The organism is Aeromonas sp. QDB23, assembly GCF_027707745.1.
Lineage (GTDB): Bacteria > Pseudomonadota > Gammaproteobacteria > Enterobacterales > Aeromonadaceae > Aeromonas > Aeromonas allosaccharophila.
Genome location: NZ_JAPCJA010000026.1, coordinates 19860 through 40313 on the forward strand (window position 1 = coordinate 19860; position 20454 = coordinate 40313).

20 protein-coding genes and 2 tRNA genes are annotated in these 20454 nt (G+C 60.8%); 12 read left to right on the top strand and 10 right to left on the bottom strand.

Going from position 1 to position 20454, the window contains the following annotated elements:
- Window positions 1-105: 105 nt before the first annotated feature.
- Window positions 106-181 (top strand) — tRNA-Gly (locus PG888_RS12495).
- Window positions 182-238: 57 nt separating this feature from the next.
- A tRNA-Cys gene (locus PG888_RS12500) sits at window positions 239-312 on the top strand.
- Between the two features lie 50 nt (window positions 313-362).
- Here PG888_RS12500 and PG888_RS12505 read toward each other — a convergent pair.
- Entirely contained in the window at window positions 363-656 is a 294-nt protein-coding gene (locus tag PG888_RS12505; RefSeq protein WP_139708736.1) for a hypothetical protein, read from the bottom strand.
- 212 nt (window positions 657-868) lie between these two features.
- Here PG888_RS12505 and PG888_RS12510 point away from each other — a divergent pair, with 212 nt between their 5' ends.
- From PG888_RS12510 to PG888_RS12525, 4 genes are all read left to right on the top strand, one after another.
- The gene (locus tag PG888_RS12510; protein ID WP_182937988.1) at window positions 869-1069 is read left to right on the top strand and encodes a YbfA family protein; all 201 of its coding nucleotides are present in this window, start codon (window positions 869-871) and stop codon (window positions 1067-1069) included.
- 207 nt (window positions 1070-1276) lie between these two features.
- On the top strand, window positions 1277-1759 hold the full coding sequence (locus PG888_RS12515; RefSeq protein WP_075112035.1) for a GNAT family N-acetyltransferase: 483 nt from the start codon (window positions 1277-1279) through the stop codon (window positions 1757-1759).
- Window positions 1760-1937: 178 nt separating this feature from the next.
- A complete protein-coding gene (locus PG888_RS12520) occupies window positions 1938-3233 on the top strand; it encodes a methyl-accepting chemotaxis protein (protein ID WP_182937987.1) in 1296 nt (431 codons plus the stop codon).
- A gap of 161 nt (window positions 3234-3394) precedes the next feature.
- Window positions 3395-3949: a DUF3332 domain-containing protein gene (locus PG888_RS12525; protein WP_042061387.1), complete on the top strand. Its 555-nt coding sequence runs from the start codon at window positions 3395-3397 to the stop codon at window positions 3947-3949.
- Between the two features lie 59 nt (window positions 3950-4008).
- On the opposite strand, the gene PG888_RS12530 is transcribed toward PG888_RS12525, so the two are convergent.
- The 6 genes from PG888_RS12530 to PG888_RS12555 all read right to left on the bottom strand — a co-directional run bounded on the left by PG888_RS12530 (window position 4009) and on the right by PG888_RS12555 (window position 9909).
- The gene (locus PG888_RS12530) at window positions 4009-5067 is read right to left on the bottom strand and encodes an FUSC family protein (RefSeq protein WP_111807750.1); all 1059 of its coding nucleotides are present in this window, start codon (window positions 5065-5067) and stop codon (window positions 4009-4011) included.
- 74 nt (window positions 5068-5141) lie between these two features.
- Complete coding sequence (locus PG888_RS12535; protein ID WP_182937986.1) at window positions 5142-6905, bottom strand: bifunctional molybdopterin-guanine dinucleotide biosynthesis adaptor protein MobB/molybdopterin molybdotransferase MoeA; 1764 nt, start codon at window positions 6903-6905, stop codon at window positions 5142-5144.
- Window positions 6902-7546 (bottom strand): molybdenum cofactor guanylyltransferase MobA, encoded by a 645-nt coding sequence (gene mobA / locus PG888_RS12540; protein WP_182937985.1) that lies wholly within the window; start codon window positions 7544-7546, stop codon window positions 6902-6904. The genes PG888_RS12535 and mobA overlap by 4 nt, the downstream gene beginning before the upstream one ends.
- On the bottom strand, window positions 7518-8213 hold the full coding sequence (locus PG888_RS12545) for an energy-coupling factor ABC transporter ATP-binding protein (RefSeq protein WP_182937984.1): 696 nt from the start codon (window positions 8211-8213) through the stop codon (window positions 7518-7520). Before PG888_RS12545 ends, mobA begins: the two co-directional genes overlap by 29 nt.
- 34 nt (window positions 8214-8247) lie before the next feature.
- The gene (locus PG888_RS12550; protein ID WP_270693472.1) at window positions 8248-8949 is read right to left on the bottom strand and encodes an ABC transporter permease; all 702 of its coding nucleotides are present in this window, start codon (window positions 8947-8949) and stop codon (window positions 8248-8250) included.
- A 129-nt stretch (window positions 8950-9078) separates the two neighbouring features.
- Window positions 9079-9909 carry a substrate-binding domain-containing protein gene (locus PG888_RS12555; protein ID WP_182937983.1) on the bottom strand — a complete coding sequence of 277 codons (831 nt, stop codon included), beginning with the start codon at window positions 9907-9909 and terminating at the stop codon, window positions 9079-9081.
- A gap of 252 nt (window positions 9910-10161) precedes the next feature.
- Between PG888_RS12555 and PG888_RS12560 the strand changes: the two genes are divergently transcribed.
- Both PG888_RS12560 and PG888_RS12565 read left to right on the top strand, forming a co-directional pair.
- Window positions 10162-11517, top strand: a complete 1356-nt coding sequence (locus PG888_RS12560; protein ID WP_182937982.1) for a sigma-54-dependent transcriptional regulator — start codon at window positions 10162-10164, stop codon at window positions 11515-11517.
- A gap of 25 nt (window positions 11518-11542) precedes the next feature.
- On the top strand, window positions 11543-13621 hold the full coding sequence (locus PG888_RS12565; RefSeq protein ID WP_182937981.1) for a sensor histidine kinase: 2079 nt from the start codon (window positions 11543-11545) through the stop codon (window positions 13619-13621).
- A gap of 80 nt (window positions 13622-13701) precedes the next feature.
- On the opposite strand, the gene PG888_RS12570 is transcribed toward PG888_RS12565, so the two are convergent.
- Window positions 13702-14568 (bottom strand): helix-turn-helix transcriptional regulator, encoded by an 867-nt coding sequence (locus PG888_RS12570; RefSeq protein WP_182937980.1) that lies wholly within the window; start codon window positions 14566-14568, stop codon window positions 13702-13704.
- An 89-nt stretch (window positions 14569-14657) separates the two neighbouring features.
- Entirely contained in the window at window positions 14658-15515 is an 858-nt protein-coding gene (locus PG888_RS12575) for a formate dehydrogenase accessory sulfurtransferase FdhD (protein WP_182937979.1), read from the bottom strand.
- Window positions 15516-15721: 206 nt separating this feature from the next.
- On the opposite strand from PG888_RS12575, the gene PG888_RS12580 reads away from it, so the two are divergent.
- Window positions 15722-16246, top strand: a complete 525-nt coding sequence (locus PG888_RS12580; RefSeq protein ID WP_182937978.1) for a hypothetical protein — start codon at window positions 15722-15724, stop codon at window positions 16244-16246.
- A 267-nt stretch (window positions 16247-16513) separates the two neighbouring features.
- Here PG888_RS12580 and PG888_RS12585 read toward each other — a convergent pair whose 3' ends face one another.
- Window positions 16514-17179 carry a hypothetical protein gene (locus PG888_RS12585; protein ID WP_270693475.1) on the bottom strand — a complete coding sequence of 222 codons (666 nt, stop codon included), beginning with the start codon at window positions 17177-17179 and terminating at the stop codon, window positions 16514-16516.
- Between the two features lie 251 nt (window positions 17180-17430).
- On the opposite strand from PG888_RS12585, the gene PG888_RS12590 reads away from it, so the two are divergent.
- The 3 genes from PG888_RS12590 (at window position 17431) to PG888_RS12600 (ending at window position 20447) form a co-directional block, all read left to right on the top strand.
- Entirely contained in the window at window positions 17431-18009 is a 579-nt protein-coding gene (locus PG888_RS12590; protein ID WP_182937976.1) for a DUF3305 domain-containing protein, read from the top strand.
- On the top strand, window positions 18002-18601 hold the full coding sequence (locus PG888_RS12595) for a DUF3306 domain-containing protein (protein ID WP_182937975.1): 600 nt from the start codon (window positions 18002-18004) through the stop codon (window positions 18599-18601). Before PG888_RS12590 ends, PG888_RS12595 begins: the two co-directional genes overlap by 8 nt.
- Before the next feature lie 103 nt (window positions 18602-18704).
- Window positions 18705-20447 (top strand): 4Fe-4S binding protein, encoded by a 1743-nt coding sequence (locus PG888_RS12600; RefSeq protein ID WP_182937974.1) that lies wholly within the window; start codon window positions 18705-18707, stop codon window positions 20445-20447.
- The last annotated feature ends 7 nt before the right edge of the window (window positions 20448-20454 follow it).

Sequence of the window (20454 nt, forward strand, 5' to 3'; positions counted from 1 at the left end):
CAAACAGTCTGCGTCAGGGCTTAAATTGCGAAAAAGGGGTTGTGCTGGCGCTCGTGGTACGTATAATGCGCCTCGTTGTCAGGCAACTGGCACGAAAGCAGTAACGCGGGAATAGCTCAGTTGGTAGAGCACGACCTTGCCAAGGTCGGGGTCGCGAGTTCGAGTCTCGTTTCCCGCTCCAAATTTCCATCGCACCAACGATGGAACTCACTTTCAAGACAATCAGTCTTGTCAGCATGGCGCGTTAGCAAAGCGGTTATGCAGCGGATTGCAAATCCGTTTAGTCCGGTTCGACTCCGGAACGTGCCTCCATCTTCTCTCTGTTTTTCCTGAATCATCACTCTTCGAGCCGTGAACCTCGGTCAGTATCCTTGCTGCACCAGTAGCTGTTCGCAGCCTGCCTGTTTCCATTCGCGCTCGAGATAGTGGCTCACATCCGCCATGTTTTGCCCCCGATATTGAAATTGCAGCTCGGCGCTCTGGTGTCCGAGATCCGCCATCCGTTGTTTCAGGCTGCCGCATTGCCACAGGCTGACGGTGGGTACACCCCGTTCGGCCAGCACGATGGCATCGTCCCTGTTCAACTGCCACTCCTCCAGTTGTGCCCGTGTCAGGGCAATCATCAGCACCAGCAGTGCCACTTCAGACAGTTTCATGCGCATCTCCCTACAGCATGTTTTTCCCCTGATAACTGTGGCAAAGCGCACGATTTTCGCAAGTTTGTTAACTGTTGGTTAATGACGTAACCCGTTTTCAGTATTTCCCGTTTTTTGCCATTTTTTTATAAAAAAATGGGTTGGTGATGTAGTAATCCTACATGGAGTGGAGTAATCTTTGCTCAGTGGTCTTACCAGTAAGGAGTTACATCATGTTTCATCCCTTTTCCATGACTCAGATTATTCTTCGTCGCATTTATGTATTGCTGGTGGGCATTCTGGCGTTCCCCGTGATGCTGTTTCGCAGCGATCGTGCCCGCTTCTACAGCTATCTGCACCGGATCTGGAACAAAACCAGCACCAAACCGGTTTGGCTCAAAATGAGCGAGCGTGGCGAGCGGATCTTCTACTAATCCGCAATTTGATTTCGATGAAAAAGACAGCTTCGGCTGTCTTTTTTTATATGTTTAAAAACATATAGTTAACGATGTGCTCTGCTATTATCCGCATTCCGGTTACATGGTCGGCGTCGGTGGTTCCTGTGTCGTGCAGATTTGCCGAGCAGGCCCACTTCCGTTTGGCCCCCTCTCTCGACCTGCTCTGTGATGCAAGGAGATGCGATGATCATTCGTCAGGCCCGAGCCGTAGATATTCCCGCGCTGGTGGCGCTGCGCATGCAGCTGTTCTGCGAGGTGGGTGAGCTGGCGAGCCCGCAGGCAGATCCTGCCCTGTGGCAGGCCACGGTTGACTACTTTACCCGTGCGATGAGTGAAGAGGGGGCTTTATCCTGGCTGGCCGAGGCCGATAAGCAGGAGGGCGGCAAGCAGATCGTGGCGGCGGGAACGCTGGCGCTGTTTGTGCGGCCACCCTATCCCGGCAATCTGGCGGGGGTGGAGGGGTATCTGCTCAACATGTATACGCTGCCGCAATGGCGCCGGCAGGGGATCGCCACGGCGCTGCTCGACGCCATTACCGCTTGTGCCAGAGCGCGTCAGCTCGGCAAGGTGTGGCTCCATGCCAGCGATGAGGGGCGCCCCCTCTATGAGCGGATCGGGTTTGTCACTAATCCTGCCTCGCTGGAGTGGCAACCGGGGGCCGGATAAGGGGGCAACCCCGTTCTGGTGAGTCCCGGCCGGTCCGTTTGATTTACCGCAATAAATATGGCGTCAGATGGGAGCGCGATGACGCGGCCAACTATGCTGATGGAGCTCGCCACCATTATCTTATTGATCCACTGTGTGGTTTGGCCATGGTGGGGGCCAGTCTGGAGGATACGTTTCGATGTTCAATAGCAAACTGAAAGCCGAGTTGCAGCAGTGTCAGGAGCAACTTCTGGCACAGCAGGGATTTTTCGACGCCGTGCATGGCAGCGTGGCGACCATTACCTTTACTCCGGATGGCACTGTGCTGGCCGCCAATGATCTCTTTCTCAACGTGGTGGGTTTCAGTGCGCCCGAGGTCGTGGGCCATCATCACCGGATGTTTTGTGACACGCAGTATGCCCAGAGCAGCGCCTATCAGCAGTTTTGGGCCGATTTGAAACAGGGGCGCTCCCGTACCGGGGTGTTCCAGCGCTTCAACAAACGGGGCGAGGCGATCTGGCTGGAGGCGACCTACTTTCCCGTCAAGTTGCGGGGTGTGGTGACCAAGGTGATCAAGATTGCCGCCGACATTACCGAGCACCATCTGCAACTGCTCAGCCAGCAGGCGCTGGTGACGGCACTGGACCGCTCGATGGCGATGATTGAATTTACCCCAAGCGGAGAGGTCGTTACCGCCAATGGCAACTTCCTCCAGACCATGGGCTATACCCTGGCGCAGGTGCAGGGCAAGCATCACCGTATCTTCTGCGATGATCAGTTTTATCGTGAACAGCCCCACTTCTGGGAGGAGCTGGGCCGTGGCCAGTACAAGTCCGGCCTCTTCTGTCGCCAGAACAGTCACGGCGGCAAGGTATGGTTGGAGGCGACCTACAACCCGATCCTCGACGAGAATCGCAAGGTGGTGAAGGTGATCAAGTTCGCCAGTGACATCACCGAGCGGATCAACAAGAGCGATGCGGTGCGCGAAGCGGCCATGCTGGCCCACGGTGCGGCGCGGGAGACCCTGAACTGCGCCGAGCGCGGGGCGGGTCTGCTGGCCTCGGTGGTCGACACCTCCAGCCTGATTGCCAGCCAGCTGACCCACAGCATTGGCCTGATCAACCAGCTGAACGAGCAGTCGCGCAACATCGAGGCGATCGTCTCCACCATCAGCAGCATTGCCGATCAGACCAACCTGCTGGCCCTCAACGCGGCCATCGAGGCGGCGCGGGCGGGGGATCAGGGGCGCGGCTTTGCGGTGGTGGCCGATGAGGTTCGCCAGCTAGCGGCCCGCACCTCCCTCTCTACCGACGAGATTGCCAAGGTGGTGCAGAACAACCGCGAGCTGACCGCCAGGGTCACCTCCGAGATGTCCGATGTCGCCAGCAGCGCCGAGCTGGGCAAACAGCAGGTGGGCGAGGTGAACGAGGTGATGAGCGAGATCCGGCGGGAGGCCAACAACGTCTCCAGCACCGTCTCGGATCTGGCGATCTGAGCCCCCGGACTTTCTGCCATGCCGGGGCATTGACTCATCTTTGAGCAGTCAGTGCCCCAATCTGAACCCCTCCTGTATCGTCCCGCCATTGTGAATTGTTCTGGTTTGACCTCTTGATTAGGCTTGCCGCCTCATTCATTTCAGAGCAGGAACAGAACAAGATGGCATTACAACAGAAGGGGCGGGCAATGGCCCTGCTGGTTATGGTCGCGAGCATGGGTCTGGGCGGCTGTATGGGGCAGATGGGGCTTTCCGGCATGGTTACCAAGGGCAACCTGAGCGTGGTGGATAACCGCTACGGTCGTGCCGGGGTCTTTATGCTGCTTGCACCAGTCTACGGTCTGGCAGCGACCGCTGACCTGTTCGTCTTCAATACCATCGAGTTCTGGTCTGGCAAAAACCCCATTACCGGCAAATCCCCGGCCGTGGTGGACATGAAGGCCAACCCGGTGATCAAGGTGAACCAGCATCTGGATCCGGCCCTCAAGAAGGTGCCGCTGGCCATGCTGCCACAGGGGGTGCGCGAGGTTGAGATCAGCTACCCGAACGAGCGTACCGCCCAGATGGAAGTGCACTATCTGGATGGTCGCAGCAGCATGATGCGCGGCGAGAAGCGCGGCGAGCTGATGGATATCTACTTCGACGGCAAGTTTGTCTCCACCCTGACCCGATCAGAGCTGGAGCAGATGAGCGCGAACGCCAGCGCCGCAGCCTGATCATCACGGCTGATACCGACAAACAACGCCCCGCAACTGCGGGGCGTTTTACATTGGGCCTAGTCGGGCTGCTTGCGATGGGGCGGGGTGAGGATCAGCCCCAGCAGGCGGCGCAGGTGGGTGAGCTGCTCGGTCAGCTGGACGTTGAGCCAGAGGTAGCCATTGATGGCCGCCTCGGTGTTGGGGGGCAGTGACACCTGCGTCGCCACCTCGTGCAGGCGGGCGATGGCGGCATCCGCGCCGCGCCCGTCACCGGTTAGCATCATCAGGGCAAGCTGGCTGATCGCCTCCTCGGTGGCCTGATGGCAGGCGTGCAGTTCGCGGGTGCTCTGCATCAGGAAGTGGCTCTCCCGATCGTTCCAGTAGGTGTTGGCCAGCATCTCCAGAGTGCAGAGGGTGTTGCGCATGGTGACCTGCACCGCATCAAACAGCGAGATACTGTGGCGCGTCTCTTTGGCCGCGGGGGCCAGCAGGGCCCGCAGTTTACCGGTCTGGGCCAGCAGTTGGGAGAGATTGTGCTTGAGGCGCGGGCGCTCCAGCACATTGGGGGAGAGGTGGGTGTGATAGAGCCGCCCCGACTGTTGCAGGATCTGGTGCAGTTGCAGCCGCCAGTGGCTGTAGGCCCGCTGGGGATAGATGCTGCAAAAGAGCAGCGCCAGCAGGGAGCCCAGTATCACATCGGCACTGCGCCACAGCGCCGTCTCGATATCGCCCGGCATGGCCCCCATGGTGACGCCCAGGGTGATGCCGATCAGCAGCCCCACATAGGGGCGCTTGCCGAGCGCCAGATAGCCGCAGAGGAACATGATGCACCCGCACCAGATCAGGGTGAGTGGCAGGGAGTAGATCTCGAGATAAAGTGCTACCACCCCGCAACTGGCGCCGAAGATGGTGCCCACCACCCGCTGCAGGGCGCGGGAGAGCACATTGCCCCAAAACGAGATGGGGCCCATCACCACCACCAGGGTGATCAGCGGCCAGGTGCTCTCCGGCAGTTTTAGCTCGCGGGTCAGCAGAAAGGTGAGCATAAAGGCGAGCGCAATGCGCAGGCCATGGACGATCCGGTAGCGGCCATAGACCAGCAGATCGAGTCGGGAGAGGGGGGCATCAAGACGCACAGTGAGCCTCGTATAAGGTTGCCTGTTGGTGGTGGTGGATGGGCGCCTACATCCGGCCGACGCCCCGTCGGGATTCAGGCCAGTCGTCCCTGCAATGGGTGGATCCAGACCCGCTCGCCAACGGCGATCCCGGGTTGGTCCGGCACGATTTCGATCAGGCAGTTGGCATCGGCCATGGAGCTCAGAATGCCGGAGCCCTGCGGCCCGGTGGTGCGCACCCGCAGCTGGCCGTTACGGTCCTGATGGAAGATGCCGCGCAGAAACTCGGTGCGGCCCGGGCGGCTCTTCATCTTCTCGTCCGCCAGTGCCGAGAGGCGCAGCGGTTGCCACAGCTTGCCCTGCAAGCGGGCGATGGCGGGCTCGACAAATTGCAGCACGCAGATCATCGCCGCCACCGGATTGCCCGGCAGGCCGAAGAAGGGGGTCTGCCCCAGCTTGCCAAAGGCGAGCGGGCGGCCCGGCCGCATCTGGATGCGCCAGAAATCGATCTGGCCCAGCTCCGCCAGCACCAGCTTGATAAAGTCGGCATTGCCCACCGAGACCCCGCCCGAGCTCAGCACCAGATCGGCGCTGGCGGCAGCCTGCTCCAGCTGCTGGCGCAGAATGGTTTTGTCATCGGGAATGATGCCAAGATCCATCACCTCGCAACCGGCGGCGCGGATCAGGGCCATCAGGGTGAAGCGGTTGCTGTCGAAGATATGGCCGGGGGCGAGCTGCTCGCCCGGTGCCTGCACCTCGTCACCGGTACTGAACAGCGCCACTTTCAGCGGGGTGCGCACAGTGAGACTGGCTTGACCGAGTGATGCAGCCAGTCCGAGCTGGGGGGCACCAAGCCAGGTGCCAGCCGGAATGGCGACCGCCCCCTTGGCGAGATCTTCTCCGGCGAGACGCACATTCTGTCCCGCCCGGATCGGGGCGGTGACGGTGACCCACTCACCTTCAATCTGCGTCTCTTCCCGCATCACCACGGTATCCACGCCGGGGGGCAGCGGGGCGCCTGTCATGATCTGCACCGCCTGACCGGCCAGCACCGGCTCATGGCGCTGCTGGCCCGCCAGCACTTCCCCCACCAGTTGCCAGCGACCGGCGGCGAGATCGTCGCTGCGAAGGCCAATGCCGTCCATCGCCGAGTTGGCGTGGGGCGGCACATTGATGGGGCTTATCAGATCGGCGGCTAGCACGGCGCCGTGGCACTGGGCCAGCGGCTTGTCCAAGCAGGCCGTGCTCGGGGTGAGGGCCGCCAGAATGGCGTTGCGGGCCGCCTCGACCGAGAGAAAGCCCTTGCCCGCCTCCGGCTCCTTGCTCTGGCAGCCGTCAAGCCAGCTACAGACGAAGTCGGCGATGGCCGCCAGATCGTTGATATCGAGGCGGGGCAGGCTTGTCTGCTGTTGTTCGCCACTCTGTTGGGGCTGATCGCTGGCCAGCGCGATGATGTCGCCGTCTTCGGGGAAAAGCAGTGGCTTGCCAATTTCGGCGCGGTGCAACTCGATTTTCGGGAAGTGTTCGTGCTTGAACCCCTCGACCAAGAGCAGATCGAGCTCTGTCTGATCGAAGCTGGCCAGCAGCTGGCGAAAATCAGCTTCGGCCAACTCTGTTTCAATGATGCGAGCGTGGCGGCGGCGGGAGGCCACCATCATCTGCTGGGCACCCGCCTTGCGCAGGCGATAGCTGTCCTTGCCCGGCTGGTCGATATCAAAGTCGTGGTGGGCGTGCTTGAGCACCCCGATACGCAGGCCGCGATCCACCAGCAGGGGGATCAACTGCTCCAGCAAGGTGGTCTTGCCGGTGCCGCTCCAGGCGGCGAAGCCGAGCAGGGGAAGAGTGGGGGCCGGGGTCATGAAGTGACTCCTTGTTGGGGGTCGATAGCCGGGGCAAGCAGACGGGCCTCGTAGGCGGCCAGCTCGGCAGGGCTGTTGAGATTGATAAAGGCATCCGGCTGATCGGCAAAGCTCACCACCGCCATATTGTGGCGGGCAAACCAGATATCGATTTTGCGCTCACCCTCGGCCAGTGCGGCGGTGAGGGAGGGGAGCAGGGATTTGTGCAGCAGGGCCACCACGGGCTGCAACCAGTCGCCATCGTGGGCCACCACCAGCTCGGTATCCGGGGTCAGGGCGGCGCGAAAGCGGCTCATCAGATCCAGCGGCAGGGCGGGGCCATCGCAGGGGACAAACAGCACCCAGTCGTGACGGGCGGCGGCAAGACCGGCCTGCATGCCCGCCAGCGGGCCGAGATAGTCGTTGTTGTCATCGCGGATGACCGGGGCCAGCGCCTGATAGCGGGCCTGACTGCGGTTGGCGTTGATCAGCACCTCATCCACCTGGGGGCGCAGCCGTTCCAAAACGTGGTCGATAAGAGGGCGTCCCGCCAGTGCTACCCATCCCTTGTCTTCGCCCCCCATCCTGGTGGCGCGGCCTCCTGCCAGGATCACGGCCGATACGGGAAAAAGTCTAGAGGGAGATTCGCTTCTTGAAGTCATGTCGCTCGATGATTTTTAAAGGGGTCGTCTCTTGCAGCTGGCCACGGGCGAGGATCCATTGCCGCTCGCACAGGTCGGTCAGGGCGTTGCTCTGGTGGCTGATGACGACCAGGCCGCTGCCATGTTCCCGCAGATCTTGCGCCAATGCGGCCATCAGGGCAACCGAATGTGTGTCCAGATTGGCGGTGGGCTCATCCATCAGCAGAAAGGCCGGTTGCAGCGCCCAGGCGCGAGCCATCGCCAGCCGTTGCCGTTCGCCACCCGAGAGAATGCTGATGTGCTCCCGTGCCAGCCCCTCCAGCTCGACCCGGCGCAGCGCTTCGAACACCCGGATCTCGCTGCCGAGCTGTTTATCCAGCGCCCAGGCCACGTTGTCGTGCACCGTGCGATCGAACAGATAGGGGGTCTGGTGCAGATAGGTAACCCTACCCGGCCCCAGATCCCGCTTGAGCAGCCGGTTGAGCCGCTGTTGCCAGCGCCCCGGCAGATTGGTGTGGCCGCGGGTGGGGGCGAGCAGCCCCGCCAGGATCTTGAGCAGGGTGGTCTTGCCCACCCCGTTGGCCCCGTGCAGCCAGATGGCATCCCCCGGTGCGATGGCGAGCCGGTCAATCTCGAACAGCTGGCGTTCGCCAAAGCGCATGGTGAGTTGCTGGGCGGTCAGGGCCATGGGGTACTCCTGTTGATACACAGTGGGGGCATGGTCAGTTCTTCAGATAGCTGTGGCCGCGACAGGCGGTGAGCAGCAGGTTGAGCAACAGGGCGAGGGTGAGCAGCACTATGCCGAGCGCCCCCCCCTGGGTGAAGGCCCCTTTCTGGGTCTCCAGCGCGATGGCGGTGGGGATATTGCGGGTGAAGTGCAGGATATTGCCTCCCACCATCATGGAGCAGCCCACCTCGGTGACGATGCGGCTGAAGGCGCCGATGATGGCGGCAAGCAGGCCAAAGCGGCACTCGTGCATCAGGCCGATCAGCGCCTTGGGCCAGGAGACGCCCAGGGTCAGGGCGGTCTCCCAGGCGCGCCGATCGCTCTGGACAAACGCCGCGTGGGCCATGGTGGCGATCACCGGAAAGGCGATCAGCATCTGCCCCACCACCATCGCCTGCTGGGTAAAGAGCAGCTTCCAGTCGCCAAAGGGGCCAGCCCGCGACAGCAGCATATAGAGCAGCAGGCCAATCACCACAGTCGGCACCGACTGCAGGGTATTGATGCAGGAGAGCCAGAGCCAGCGGCCGGGCAGCGGCAGATAGGCCAGCGCAAAGCCCAGCAGCAAGGCGGGCAGCAGCACCAGCAGCAGGGCGATGCAGGAGACGGAGAAGGAGACCCCCACCACCTGCCACAGTTCAGTGTCACCACTGAACAGCAGGGCGAGGGCAGCCAGCGTGGTATCGATCAAGGTAGGCATGACGCCTCTCTCTCATCGTGCAGGGCGAGGGCCGTCAATACGGTCGTGTCGAGCAGTGTCGGCATCAGACGCCTCCCTCAGCGAAGCGGGGGAGGGCCATCAACATCATCGCAGGGGTCAGCGTTGCCATTATTTCCCGTTGGCATCCGCCACAAACAGCGCCTGACCCGCCACCTTGAAGTCGCCGATCAGGGTCTGGCCATGCTCGGAGACCAGCCAGTTCTTCAGGGTGCGGGCCCCTTCGGTGTTGAGATCCGGGTAACGCTCGGGGTTGACCAGGATCACCTGATAGGGGTTGAACAGACGCTTGTCACCCTCCAGCAGTACGGCGAGATCCAGCTTGCTCTGGTAGGCGAGCCAGGTGCCGCGGTCGGTCAGGGTGTAGGCACCGAGCTCGGAGGCCATGGTCAGGGTCGGGCCCATCCCCTGGCCGATGGATTTGTAACCGGCAAACTCGGGTTTGACGTCAGCGGCTTGCCACAGGGTCTTCTCCTTGATGTGGGTACCGGACTCGTCACCGCGGGAGATAAAGGTCTGGCCCTGATCCTTGATGGCTTGCAGCCCCTTGGCCGCGTCGTGCAGCTTGGCCAGACCCGCCGGATCTTTGGCCGGGCCGACGATAACGAAGTCGTTGTACATCAGGTGCACCGGCTCGATGCCAAAGCCCGCCTCGACAAACGTCTTCTCGGCAGAGGGGGCGTGGGTCATCACCAGATCCGCGTCGCCATTTTCGCCCATCTTCAGGCTTTGGCCGGTGCCGGCCGCCATCACCTGCACCGGATAACCGGTCTCCTTGGTGAACTGGGGCAGCAGCCAGCCCAGCAGACCGGACTGCTCGGTGCTGGTGGTGGTGGCGAGGCGGATTGGCGCCTTGGCTGCTTCGGCATGGGCGGCCCCGGCGATCAGCAGGCTGGCCGCGAGGGAGAGGGCAAAACGTTTGAGGTTGGTTTTAATCGTCATCTTGATGCAACTTTTCATGAACGATGAGAGGAGGGCAAGAGTAAGCAAGCAAGGTGCCAAACTGTTCCTTTGTCGCTGCATTCACGGTTTGCCGTTTAAAAACAGAAGCTTATTAAAATCAATTAGGTGAGCTTGTTATCGCTTTTAATAATTGGTGTTGGTGCTTTTGATACGGTAAGGACAAAATGTCCCACTAAGGTTCCGGTTATCGGGACATTCTCCGACCTTACGTGCATCCGAGGTACTTTTTTCATGACTGCACCTGCCAGCCGCTGGTCTGCCCTCTCCCTGCTCATCGTTGACGATGAGCCCGGCATGCGCAGCTTTCTGGCCAAGGCGCTGGCCAAGCGCTTCGCCCAGATTGAGACTGCCGCCAGCGTGGAGGAGGCGGAAGCCCTGCGCTGCCGCCTTCACTTCGACCTGATCATCGCCGACATCCGGCTGCCGGGGCGCTCCGGCATCGAGTGGCACGAAGCCATCGACCCCGCCACCCGCCGCAGCGACATCATCTTTATGACCGGTTTTGGCGATATGGAGACGGCCCTCAAGGCGCTGCGCCTCGGTGCCAGCGACTTTATCCTCAAGCCCTTCAATCTCGATCAGATGGTACAGGCGGTGGACAGAGTCATCGAGCGCCGCCAGATGGAGCGGGAGAACCTGCTGCTGCGCCGGGAGGTGAGCAAGCTGTTCCCGCCCACCCTGATTGGCGACAGTGCCAAGACCCGCGAGCTCAAGACCCTCATCGCCCGGGTTGCCCCCTCCAACGCCGCCGTGCTGGTGGAGGGGGAGTCCGGCACCGGCAAGGAGCTGGTGGCCCGCGCCCTGCATCAACTCTCCGGTCGGATGGGGGCCTTTGTGCCGCTCAACTGCGCCGCCATCGCGCCCGAGCTGCTCGAAAGCGAGCTGTTCGGTCACGTACAGGGGGCCTTTACCGGCGCCCGCAAGGGACGTGACGGCCTGTTTCGGGTCGCCCATCAGGGGACGCTATTCCTCGACGAGATCGGCGAGATGCCGCTGGCCATGCAATCGTCCCTGCTGCGGGCGCTGGAGCAGAAGGCCATCCGCCCGGTGGGTGCCGAGCGCGAGCTGGCGGTGGATGTGCGCATCGTCGCCGCCACCAACCGCAACCTCAAGGCCGAGGTGGAGGCGGGCCGCTTTCGCGAAGACCTCTTCTATCGCCTCAACGTGGTGGCGCTGCCGGTGGCCCCGCTGCGGGATCGGATCGATGACATCCCCGCGCTGGTACACCACTTCACCCGCCAGCTCACCGCCGAGATGGGGATGGGCTCGTTGAGCTGGACCCACGAGGATGTGGTGGCGATGCAGGCTTACCCCTGGCCCGGCAACGTGCGCGAGCTGCGCAACCTCATCGAACGCTGCCTGCTGTTGGGCAAGCCGCCGGCGGATTACTGGCAGAGCAGCAAGCCTGCCGAAAAGGGGGCGAGCGAGGAAGGTTATCCGCTGGCGTGGCCGCTGGCCGAGGTGGAAAAAGCCCACATCCTGCAAGTGGTGGCGAGCCATGATGGCAACAAGTCGGCTGCCTCCCGGGTGCTGGGGGTGGCGCGCAAGACGCTGGAGCGCAAGTTCAAGGAGTGGGCCATCGAATGAAGAGCCGTAACCGGATGGCGTGCCGATGAAACTGACCCTGCTGCCCCGCTGCGTGCGCACAAAAGTACGCTGGCGCCTGCTGCTGCTCACCTCGGTGCCCATCATGCTCACTCTGGTGGGCATGATCGCACTCACCCTCTACTGGACCCTCACCTACAGCTGGCAGAACCTGCTCACCACGGTGCGCAGCGATCTCGGGGTTGCCCACCACGCCATCACGGTGCAGCAGCAGCGCCAGACCGAGCATCTGGAGCATTTGCGCGATGCCTGGGCCTTTCAGCTGCGGCTGCGGGAATCGCCGGATCAGTTGCAGGATTGGGTGATGCCGCTGGCGGCCAACTATGGCCTCGATTTTCTGCGCTTGCGCCGTGGCCCCGCGCTGGATCAGCTGACGGCGCAGGAGCGCGCCGCCCTCACGGCCGGACGCAGCGTCAGCCACTTCGTGGTCTGGTCGCAGCAGGAGATGCGCGCCCTCTCCCCGCAGTTGGCCAAGCGGGCTGTGCTGTGGCAACGGGATGGCACCAGGGCGGTGGAAAACCGGGGGCTGATCAGCCTCTCTCTGGCTCCGGTGATGGGCCGCGACGGGTCGCTTTGGGCCGTGCTGGAGGGGGGCGAGCTTGTCAACGGCAGCACCCGGCTGGTGGATGAGCTCAAGGGGCAGGTGTTTGCCAAAAACACCCTGCCGGATGGCAGCGTTGGCACCGTCACCCTGTTTCTCGACGATCTGCGGGTGAGCACCAACGTGCCGGTCAGCAGCAGTCGCCAGATTGGGCGGGCGGTAGGCACTCGGGTCTCGCCGCCAGTGCGCGAGCAGGTGCTGGGGCGGGGGGAGATGTGGATCGATCGCGCCTTCGTGCAGGATGCCTGGTATGTGTCGGGCTACGAGCCACTGCTGGGGGCGAACGGCGAGCGGATCGGCATGCTCTATGTGGGCTTTCTCGAGTGGCCCATCATCCGCACCTATCTCACCAATCTGGTGGAGCTGGGCTCCGGCGTGGTGCTGCTGTTGTTGCTCTCCGGCCTGCTGGTCTATCGCGGCGCGCGGGATCTGTTCACCCCCATCGAGCGGATGCACAAGGTGGTGCGGCAGGTGCAGGCGGGTCAACCGGCCCGCATCGGCCCGCTGGCCCTCGACCCCGATCACGAGCTGGCCCAGCTTGGTCGCCAGTTCGACGCCATGCTGGACAGGCAGGAGGCGCACCAGCAGCAGATGGCCCGCAGCGCCGACGAGCTGGAGCAGAAGGTGGCCGAGCGTACCCAAAGCCTCGAGCAGAAGACCGCCGAACTTGAAGATCATATCCATATGCTGACCGAGGCGCGCCAGCAGCTGCTCATCAGCGAGAAGCTGGCGGCCCTTGGCGAGTTGTCGGCCGGGGTGGCCCATGAGATCAATAACCCGCTAGCGGTGATCCTCGGTAATGTGGAGCTGATGAAGCTGGAGCTGGGGGAGGCGGCCGAGCCGGTCAGCGAGGAGCTGGCGCTGGTGCTGGCCCAGATCGAGCGCATTCGTGCCATCACCCGCAGCCTGCTGCAATACTCCCGCCCCGGCGACTACGAGACGGCGCCGGTGTGGCAGCACCTCAATCCCATCATCGAGGAGAGCCTGACACTGGTGCGCTCCGCCCTACGTCAGCAGCAGGTCGAGCTGGTGGCCGATCTCAAGGCGCAGCAGCCCATCGAGGCGGACCGCCAGCAGTTGTTGCAGGTGCTGATCAACCTCTTGGTCAACGCCAGCCACGCGCTGGGGGAGCAGGGGGAGATCCGGGTCGAGAGCCGCGACTGGGTCGATGAACTGGGTCAGCTGCGCGGGGCCGAGGTGCGGGTGATCGACAACGGCAGCGGCATCGAGGCGGCGATTATCGACAAGATCTTCGATCCCTTCTTCACCACCCGCGCTACCGGCACCGGGCTGGGGCTGGCCCTGAGTCACCGTATCATCAGCCGCTGGGGCGGCGAGCTCTTGGTGGACTCTACCCCGGGGCAGGGGAGCTGCTTTACCGTGCGGCTGCGTAGTCATGCCCTGCTGCCCAGCGGCAGCGAGCCTGCGAAACTGGAAGGGTGGCGCATTGCGCTCAATGCCGAGGGGCGTGAGACAGGCGATTAATCTTGTTATAAAAAGGCCCGTTATAAAAACAGCCCGTCAACATGGTTGGCGGGCTGTTTTGTCGGTGGGTGAGTGGTTATTTACTGCGGGCTCCACACCAGCTTGCCGCTCTGGGTCAGGTCATAGCCGCCGAGGCGGGCCGCCAGCTCGCGCCCCTCGGGGGATTGCAGCCAGCCGATCAGCTGTTGCAGCAGGGTGCGAAAGAAGACCCCTTGCGGCATCACCAGATCGAAGCACTCCTGTGACAGCGGCATAAAGCCGAGGCCAAATTCGGTGGCGGTGCTCTGGGCACCGGGCCCGACGTCGGCATCGCCACGGCTGATGGCGGCGGCCAGCTCCCGCTCGCTGTTGACCTCGAGGGTGCACTCCAGCCGGGTCAGCGACTCCCCCTGCGTTTGCAGCCACTCCTGCAGGGCACGCTGGCTGCCAGCCCCCTCCTGACGCATGGCCCAGCGCCAGTCGAGCGCTTCTTTCGCCTCTTTGGGTTGCAACCCCTGGCGCAGCACCAGCCCCTGCACCCGCCTAAATCCATGAACGATCACCCATTGTCGGTGGCCCTGATACTGCTGCACCAGCGCAGGATGGCGCAGGTGGGCCTCCTCGGCCTGCCCCCAGTGGATGGCGCAGAGATCCACATGGCCGCGTGCCAGCATCGCCAGCCCCTGACGGGTGCCGCATGGGGTGTAGCCCACCAGTGCCTGTGTGCCGAGCTGCTGAGCCAAGCGACTGCTGGCGTAGTGGAGCAGCACGTCGTCCGAGCCTGCCAGCAGCAGCCGGTCGTTCATCACCCCCTCATGGCAGCTGCCAAGCAGCCAGCGATCGAGCAGGGATCGCGGAAACAGCCACTTGCCGGTCGCCTTGGTGGCGGGGATGCGCGCCTCGTTGGCGAGCTGGTAGACCTTCTTCTCGTTAAGATCGAGGTATTCCGCCACCTGCTTCACATTCATAAACTCGTTCATGGCTTGTGTTTGACCCTCTGGCTGGTCTGATCGAGATACAGAGCTATCGGTTCGGCACTCATCAACTCGTTCATTGCCTAGTCCCGCATCCCGCGACCGGCCAGACTGGGCGCCAGCACCGGCGGCTTCTCGTCCAGCACGATATGGTCGTGGCCGCTGAATACCTCGAAGTGGCGCCCCTTGGCGCGGGCAATCATGGTGATGCCGAGCTGGCGGGCCAGATCCAGCCCCATCTGGGTGACGCCGGAGCGCGAAAACAGCACCGGAATGCCCATCTGCGCCACCTTGATCACCATCTCCGAAGTGAGCCGCCCGGTGGTGTAGAAGATCTTGTCGTGGCCGCTCTCGCCGCGCATCCAGAGCTCGCCCGCCAGGGTATCCACCGCATTGTGGCGCCCCACATCCTCGACAAAGGAGAGAATTTCACTGCCACGGCAGATGGCGCAGCCATGCACGGCACCTGCCATCTTGTAGGTTTCGTTATGGGCCGACAGCGCCTTGAGCAGGGCGTAGAGGGTGCTCTGTTTAAGCTCGGGCGCCGCCAAGACCACCCCTTCGAGCTTCTTCATCACGCTGCCATACATGGTGCCCTGACCGCAGCCGGAGGTGACCGTCTTCTTCTCCAGGGATTTGTCGAGATCGGCGGCCTGCTGGCTGCTCACTACGGCGGCGGCCTCGCTCTCCCAGTCGACAATCACCGACTCGATGGCCGCAATATCCTCGATAAAGCCCTGATTTTTGAGATAACCCAGTACCAGCGCCTCGGGGCGGGCCCCCAGCGTCATCAGGGTTACGATCTCCTTCCAGTTGAGGTAGACCGTCAGTGGCCGCTCACAGGCGATTTGGCGGGTTTGCAGCTGTCCCTGTTCATCCATCACCTCGACGGCCATAGTGAGCTGGGCTGCTGCATTGCTTTTGATAAAGGTCGGTGTCATGGGCCCCTCGCGACCGGTTGCCGGGATCTAAGGGGAGGGATACAGCAAGTTTTGTTCCAGATTACTTTGGGCGAGACTCTCTTTCTACGGGGTTGAATAGGTTCAAATACAGTTTGCGATTCGAATCAACTTCCATTACAGGTAGATGACGTGGTTAATATGGTGCAGTAGGGAATACCTATGCATTTTGTGAAGGAGAGAAATTAATGGTTTTGCCTAAAGATCGACTTCGGAAAATTCATGGTATTGCAGAGCCACTAGGTTCTGCTGACCCATCGGTTCTTGCAAGAAGAAAGTATCACGAGATGGTTGCTACATGGTTGGCGAATAAATCTTATATTTTGCAATTACTCTTCGTGACGATTGGTTTCGTGAACGTATTGCTTCCTGCATTGTCTAGGCCTTGGCGTGCGGTGATCGAAAGTACTTTTATAGCCAGAGAGATATTTCATGATTATTCAACATTTAGCGGGTTGGCAATAGCCAATCTCTATATTTTGATAGCATTATTCCTAATTAGAACCTTGCAAATAAAGAGCCTGCCAGGAGGTTCTGCTTTTGCTCTTTCCTATAGAAACATTATTGATATGGAGCTCTTTCCAAGAACCCCAAAAGAAGAATTAGCTTATTGGTCTGAGATTGTATTTGGCCTTGCAGGCACGACGATATGGCTGTTTATACCATTTGGAGTGCTTGCATATTTCATCAAAATATCTCGTGTGTTGGGCTAAATCGTAGGTTGGTGCTGAACGTAGTAAAGCCCAACGTTTACCGAATGATCTTGTTGATGTTGGCAATCATCTTGTTACTCGGTTATTGCCAACATTAAGCTGGATTGGGATGTGGGAGAATTGGTTTTTCTTTACTTAACTAGAGAAAAGTGGATTGAGTTATCATGCCTTCAATTATTTGGAATGGTAATTTCCGTGCAAATAGTGTACGACTCCATTATTTTTAGGTCTGCACAACAAACGTCGCAGACCAATATCCATCTAATATTAGAGGTCGCTTATAGTTGTTTCATTTTGAAGCGTATACCCAAGCTCAAGGGGTAATGTTTTTTCTGATGAAAAATCTTTAGGAGTAAATTCATTGGAGGATCTTGATTCTGAAAGTAATCCCATATGTTGATAGGCTTCCGCCACTAGTTCGCTACAGAAGAGTGAACTTAAATCTTCATTATTTTTTCCAAAAATCCCATCGTAGGCTGATTTTATAAGCTCTATCTTGCTTTTTTCATAGGGACGTCCACTTACTTCATGTCGAAAAGCATTTAACCTAGTGATCATATCTATGGTTAATGGCTTGGACAGTTGTCTGATGCTAATCTGATAGCCTTTTGCAAAACACTTTTCTAAACGTTCGGATAGCTCAACCCGTTGAACACCTTTTGTGAGTTTTCCTGTATCGGCATCAGATATATCGCTAAGGGTTGTCGACTCCCAACAAAATATAGATCCCAAAGGGTCTAATGGGTCATCAAAACGATAAACCATACCAACATGAGACCAGTTGCTTAGAGTGAAAAATTTTATTCCATCAGAAATCCCTCCTTTTCCTGAAAATAGTAATATATCACCGGTTTTTAATTGACTACGAATGTCTTGATATTTCATATCACACCTCACTGACATTGATTTTTTCATGGCATAGATTACTGCCATGTATGTATCAGTCTATCCAATGGTTTGAAAAGTACATTGCTGGTACTGTGATTTCTATGTCATTTCCGTAAAAAAAAGATCACAAATATGCCTATTTTTATTCTTATTTTGTTGGGGCAGTATAAATAATTGTGGCCCCACTCTTGCTAAGTCTTATCCCATTGATGGCCGTGGCCGCCCTGAATGTCCCGCCTTGATCCGCCCCGACAGGGACGAATCACAGGGGAGGGCGGCCCGGCAGAGACCTTCTGATGGGAGCCGTGACAGTGCAAGACACAACCAAACCCTTGCCGCCGCAGCGCTGGCTGCAGCTGGAGTTAAAGGCCATCGACAGCCAGGTTGGCCGCTGGCAGAGCCGCCGTTTCGAGATTGCGGCGCTCCACCCCGCCGAACCTGAGGCGACCGGTGCCTTGCCCCTTACCCTGTTTCGCGATGAGCGGGGGGATTATCGCTTCAATTTAAGCTCCGGTTCGCCCCGCCTCTTTGTGACCGGAAGCCGCGTGGACAGTGGCTTTGTGGCAGATGGCCTGACCCTGAGTCAGACCGTGGCCGCCGCCTATATGGATGGCGAGCGGCAGGTGCTCTCCTGCCCGCTGCCCGAAGCGCTGCAAGCCTGGGTGGAGGCCTTTATCGGCCGCCACGGCGAGCTGCTGGAGGCCCGTCGCAAGGGCAAGAAGGGCAAGGGGCGGGCGCAGGATCAGCTCGGTGTCGATAGCCAGGATCAAGCCAGCTGCGGCGCCGTCAAGGCCACCGGCACCGATGGTCGCGAGCGTGGCAGCGACGCCGGAGTCAGTGCCGGAAACAAGGCCGGAAACAGCGCCCATGAGTGAGTTCCTCAAACGCTGGTCGTCTCGCAAGAGCGAGGCGCGCAAGCATCAGGCATTGCAGCCGAGGGACGAGGCCATTCCCGAGGTTGTGGCCGCGCCAACCGAAGGCAGTGGCGAAGGTGAAATCTCAGATACCCCGCTGGATAGCCCCGTAGTCAGCACTGACAAGGGGAGCAGTGAACCCCTTGCCGTTGAGGGGGCCGAGAGTGGCGAACCGCCGCTAAAAACGGCCCAGCCGGGCAAGGCCAAACTCCCCGACAGGGAGGCGCTGCGCGCCATGTTTCGCAGCCACAAGCCGGATGGGCTCGACGACTACACCCAGGATTTCAGCCAGCCCGAATTGCTGCCCGCGGCCCTGACCGCCGGGCTGCGCAACTGGCTGGTGGATCAGGTGACCGCCCCGGAGAGCGAATCGGCCAATCCGGCCAGCGGATCCGCTGAACCGCTTGCTGTTGTCAGCGAACCTGCCGCCGAGCCGCAAGGGCTGGCTGATAACCATTCTCAAACCCACACCGACGATCGGGACATTTTGGTTTCCTCTTGTGGACAAAATGTCCCAACCAAAGGTGGGGGAATGGAACCCTCAGGATCCTGACTCCCTGTCAGTCACTTTTTTTCCGGGGGAGTTGGCTCGCCTCTTGCTCTCTCGGCTTACCAACAAGCGCCCATCCCATGAGGTGGTGCGCGCAGGAGTGTATGTGAGCACTGAACAAACATTGCCAAATCTGGCCCACGGGGCGAGGGCGGCCGCGCATAACGCTCGCGCCTATGCCCTGCAGCATACGGTCAAGACCGACAACCTGATCCCGGCCACTGTCTCTTACCAGAGTCAGGGGCGCCTGCTGCTGGTCGGCCCGGAAGATCGCATTCGCCGCGCAGCCAGCCTGCTGCCAGCTGGGGTAAAGCCCACTCTGCTGGTGAGCGAAGCGGTCCACGATGCCGAGGCGACCGATCTCGAGACCATTTTTGATGCTACCGCATCCCTCGCGGCCCTGACCCTGCGCGAACCGGGCCTGACAGGGTATCTGGGGCAGTTCCAGCTCACCGGCCTCAATGGTCAGGGTGAGCGGGTTAATCTGGCGGCGCTTTGCTTCCCACAACAAGGCTTTCCACAACAAGCGGCTGCTGTCAGTGAACAGCCACGCGAACCGCGCTTTGATCTGGTGGCCGATCTGGGCCGCGCCCCGCTCTTTGCGCTGGAGCGCCCGCCGGTCGGCTATCTGTATCTGGTTGATGACGATGGGCTGGCTGAAGGGCTTGCCGAGCTCTGTGCGCTGACCGGTATCTTCGACAAGCCGCGCTATTTTCGCCTCGACCCCGAGGCCTGCGCCTTTACCGCCCGCGGCGTGCCCGGTTGCAGCCGCTGCCTCGATGTCTGCCCGACCGATGCCCTCAAGCCCATCAATGGGCGCATCCAGATCGATCCCCATCTCTGTCAGGGCTTCGGCAGCTGCGCCTCGGCCTGTCCGACCGGGGCGATTGCCTATCACCAGCCCGATGCCAACACCAGCGGCGACTATCTGTTCCGGTTACTCAAGCATTATCGGGAGGCAGGGGGCGACGCGCCGCTACTGCTGATCGCCGGTGAAAACGAGCGTGAATGGGTGGAAACCGAACTCACCCGCCTACCTGCCAACTGGCTGCCAGTCTGGGTGGAGGAGAGCGCGAGTTTAGGCATCGAGAGCTGGTTCGCCGCACTCGCCTATGGCGCCAGCGCGTTGCGCATTGCGCTCGGTGACGATGCTCCCGAAAGCGTCCGTGCGCTGGTTGAGCGGGAGCTGGCGAGCGCCGCCGTGCTGCTGGCGGGCGCGGATCTCACAGCAGATCGCATCGCCCTGCTTAACCCGGATGCCGAACAAGATAAGCCGATCTCCAGTGAGCCAGCCGTTGCCCTGCTGGAGAAGCCGCTGAAAGGGGACAAACGGGAAAATCTGTTTGCCGCCTTCGATGCCCTCTGGCAGGCCAATGAGGGGAGCCGCGAGCCGCTGGCAGTGCCCCACGGCGCCCCTTACGGCAGCGTTGAATTGAAAGAAGCTGACTGCACCCTCTGCATGGGCTGCGTGGCGGTCTGCCCGAGCCGCGCTCTGCATGCGGTGGGGCACACGCCCGGCCTCAACTTTATCGAGCAGGATTGCATCCAGTGCGGCATGTGCGAAAAGGCGTGCCCCGAGCAGGCCATCGTGCTGGTGCCCCGCCTGCAACCGGTGCCCGAGGCGCGCCGCGCCGTGCAGAGCCTCAAGGCCGAAGAGGCTGCCTGCTGCATTCGCTGCTCCAAGCCGTTCGCGCCCGCCTCGATGATCCGCCGCATCCAGCAAAAACTGGCCGGTCACTCCCACTTCCAGAACGAGGCCGCCCAGCGGTTGCTGATGTGCGAGGACTGCCGGGTCAAGGATGTGTTTGCAGCGCTGGCGGCGGATCCCGTCTCCCAGCTCAAGGTGTGAGGGGCCA

Coding starts and splice junctions, on each gene's coding strand:
- PG888_RS12590 (WP_182937976.1), top strand. CDS start 17,431: ATGGGAGCCGTGACAGTGCAAGACACAACCAAACCCTTGCCGCCGCAG.
- PG888_RS12545 (WP_182937984.1), bottom strand. CDS start 8,213: ATGGCCCTGACCGCCCAGCAACTCACCATGCGCTTTGGCGAACGCCAG.
- PG888_RS12585 (WP_270693475.1), bottom strand. CDS start 17,179: ATGGCAGTAATCTATGCCATGAAAAAATCAATGTCAGTGAGGTGTGAT.
- PG888_RS12565 (WP_182937981.1), top strand. CDS start 11,543: ATGAAACTGACCCTGCTGCCCCGCTGCGTGCGCACAAAAGTACGCTGG.
- PG888_RS12595 (WP_182937975.1), top strand. CDS start 18,002: ATGAGTGAGTTCCTCAAACGCTGGTCGTCTCGCAAGAGCGAGGCGCGC.
- PG888_RS12550 (WP_270693472.1), bottom strand. CDS start 8,949: ATGCCTACCTTGATCGATACCACGCTGGCTGCCCTCGCCCTGCTGTTC.
- PG888_RS12535 (WP_182937986.1), bottom strand. CDS start 6,905: ATGACCCCGGCCCCCACTCTTCCCCTGCTCGGCTTCGCCGCCTGGAGC.
- PG888_RS12560 (WP_182937982.1), top strand. CDS start 10,162: ATGACTGCACCTGCCAGCCGCTGGTCTGCCCTCTCCCTGCTCATCGTT.
- PG888_RS12555 (WP_182937983.1), bottom strand. CDS start 9,909: ATGACGATTAAAACCAACCTCAAACGTTTTGCCCTCTCCCTCGCGGCC.
- PG888_RS12570 (WP_182937980.1), bottom strand. CDS start 14,568: ATGAATGTGAAGCAGGTGGCGGAATACCTCGATCTTAACGAGAAGAAG.
- mobA (WP_182937985.1), bottom strand. CDS start 7,546: ATGACTTCAAGAAGCGAATCTCCCTCTAGACTTTTTCCCGTATCGGCC.
- PG888_RS12510 (WP_182937988.1), top strand. CDS start 869: ATGTTTCATCCCTTTTCCATGACTCAGATTATTCTTCGTCGCATTTAT.
- PG888_RS12580 (WP_182937978.1), top strand. CDS start 15,722: ATGGTTTTGCCTAAAGATCGACTTCGGAAAATTCATGGTATTGCAGAG.
- PG888_RS12520 (WP_182937987.1), top strand. CDS start 1,938: ATGTTCAATAGCAAACTGAAAGCCGAGTTGCAGCAGTGTCAGGAGCAA.
- PG888_RS12525 (WP_042061387.1), top strand. CDS start 3,395: ATGGCATTACAACAGAAGGGGCGGGCAATGGCCCTGCTGGTTATGGTC.
- PG888_RS12505 (WP_139708736.1), bottom strand. CDS start 656: ATGAAACTGTCTGAAGTGGCACTGCTGGTGCTGATGATTGCCCTGACA.
- PG888_RS12575 (WP_182937979.1), bottom strand. CDS start 15,515: ATGACACCGACCTTTATCAAAAGCAATGCAGCAGCCCAGCTCACTATG.
- PG888_RS12515 (WP_075112035.1), top strand. CDS start 1,277: ATGATCATTCGTCAGGCCCGAGCCGTAGATATTCCCGCGCTGGTGGCG.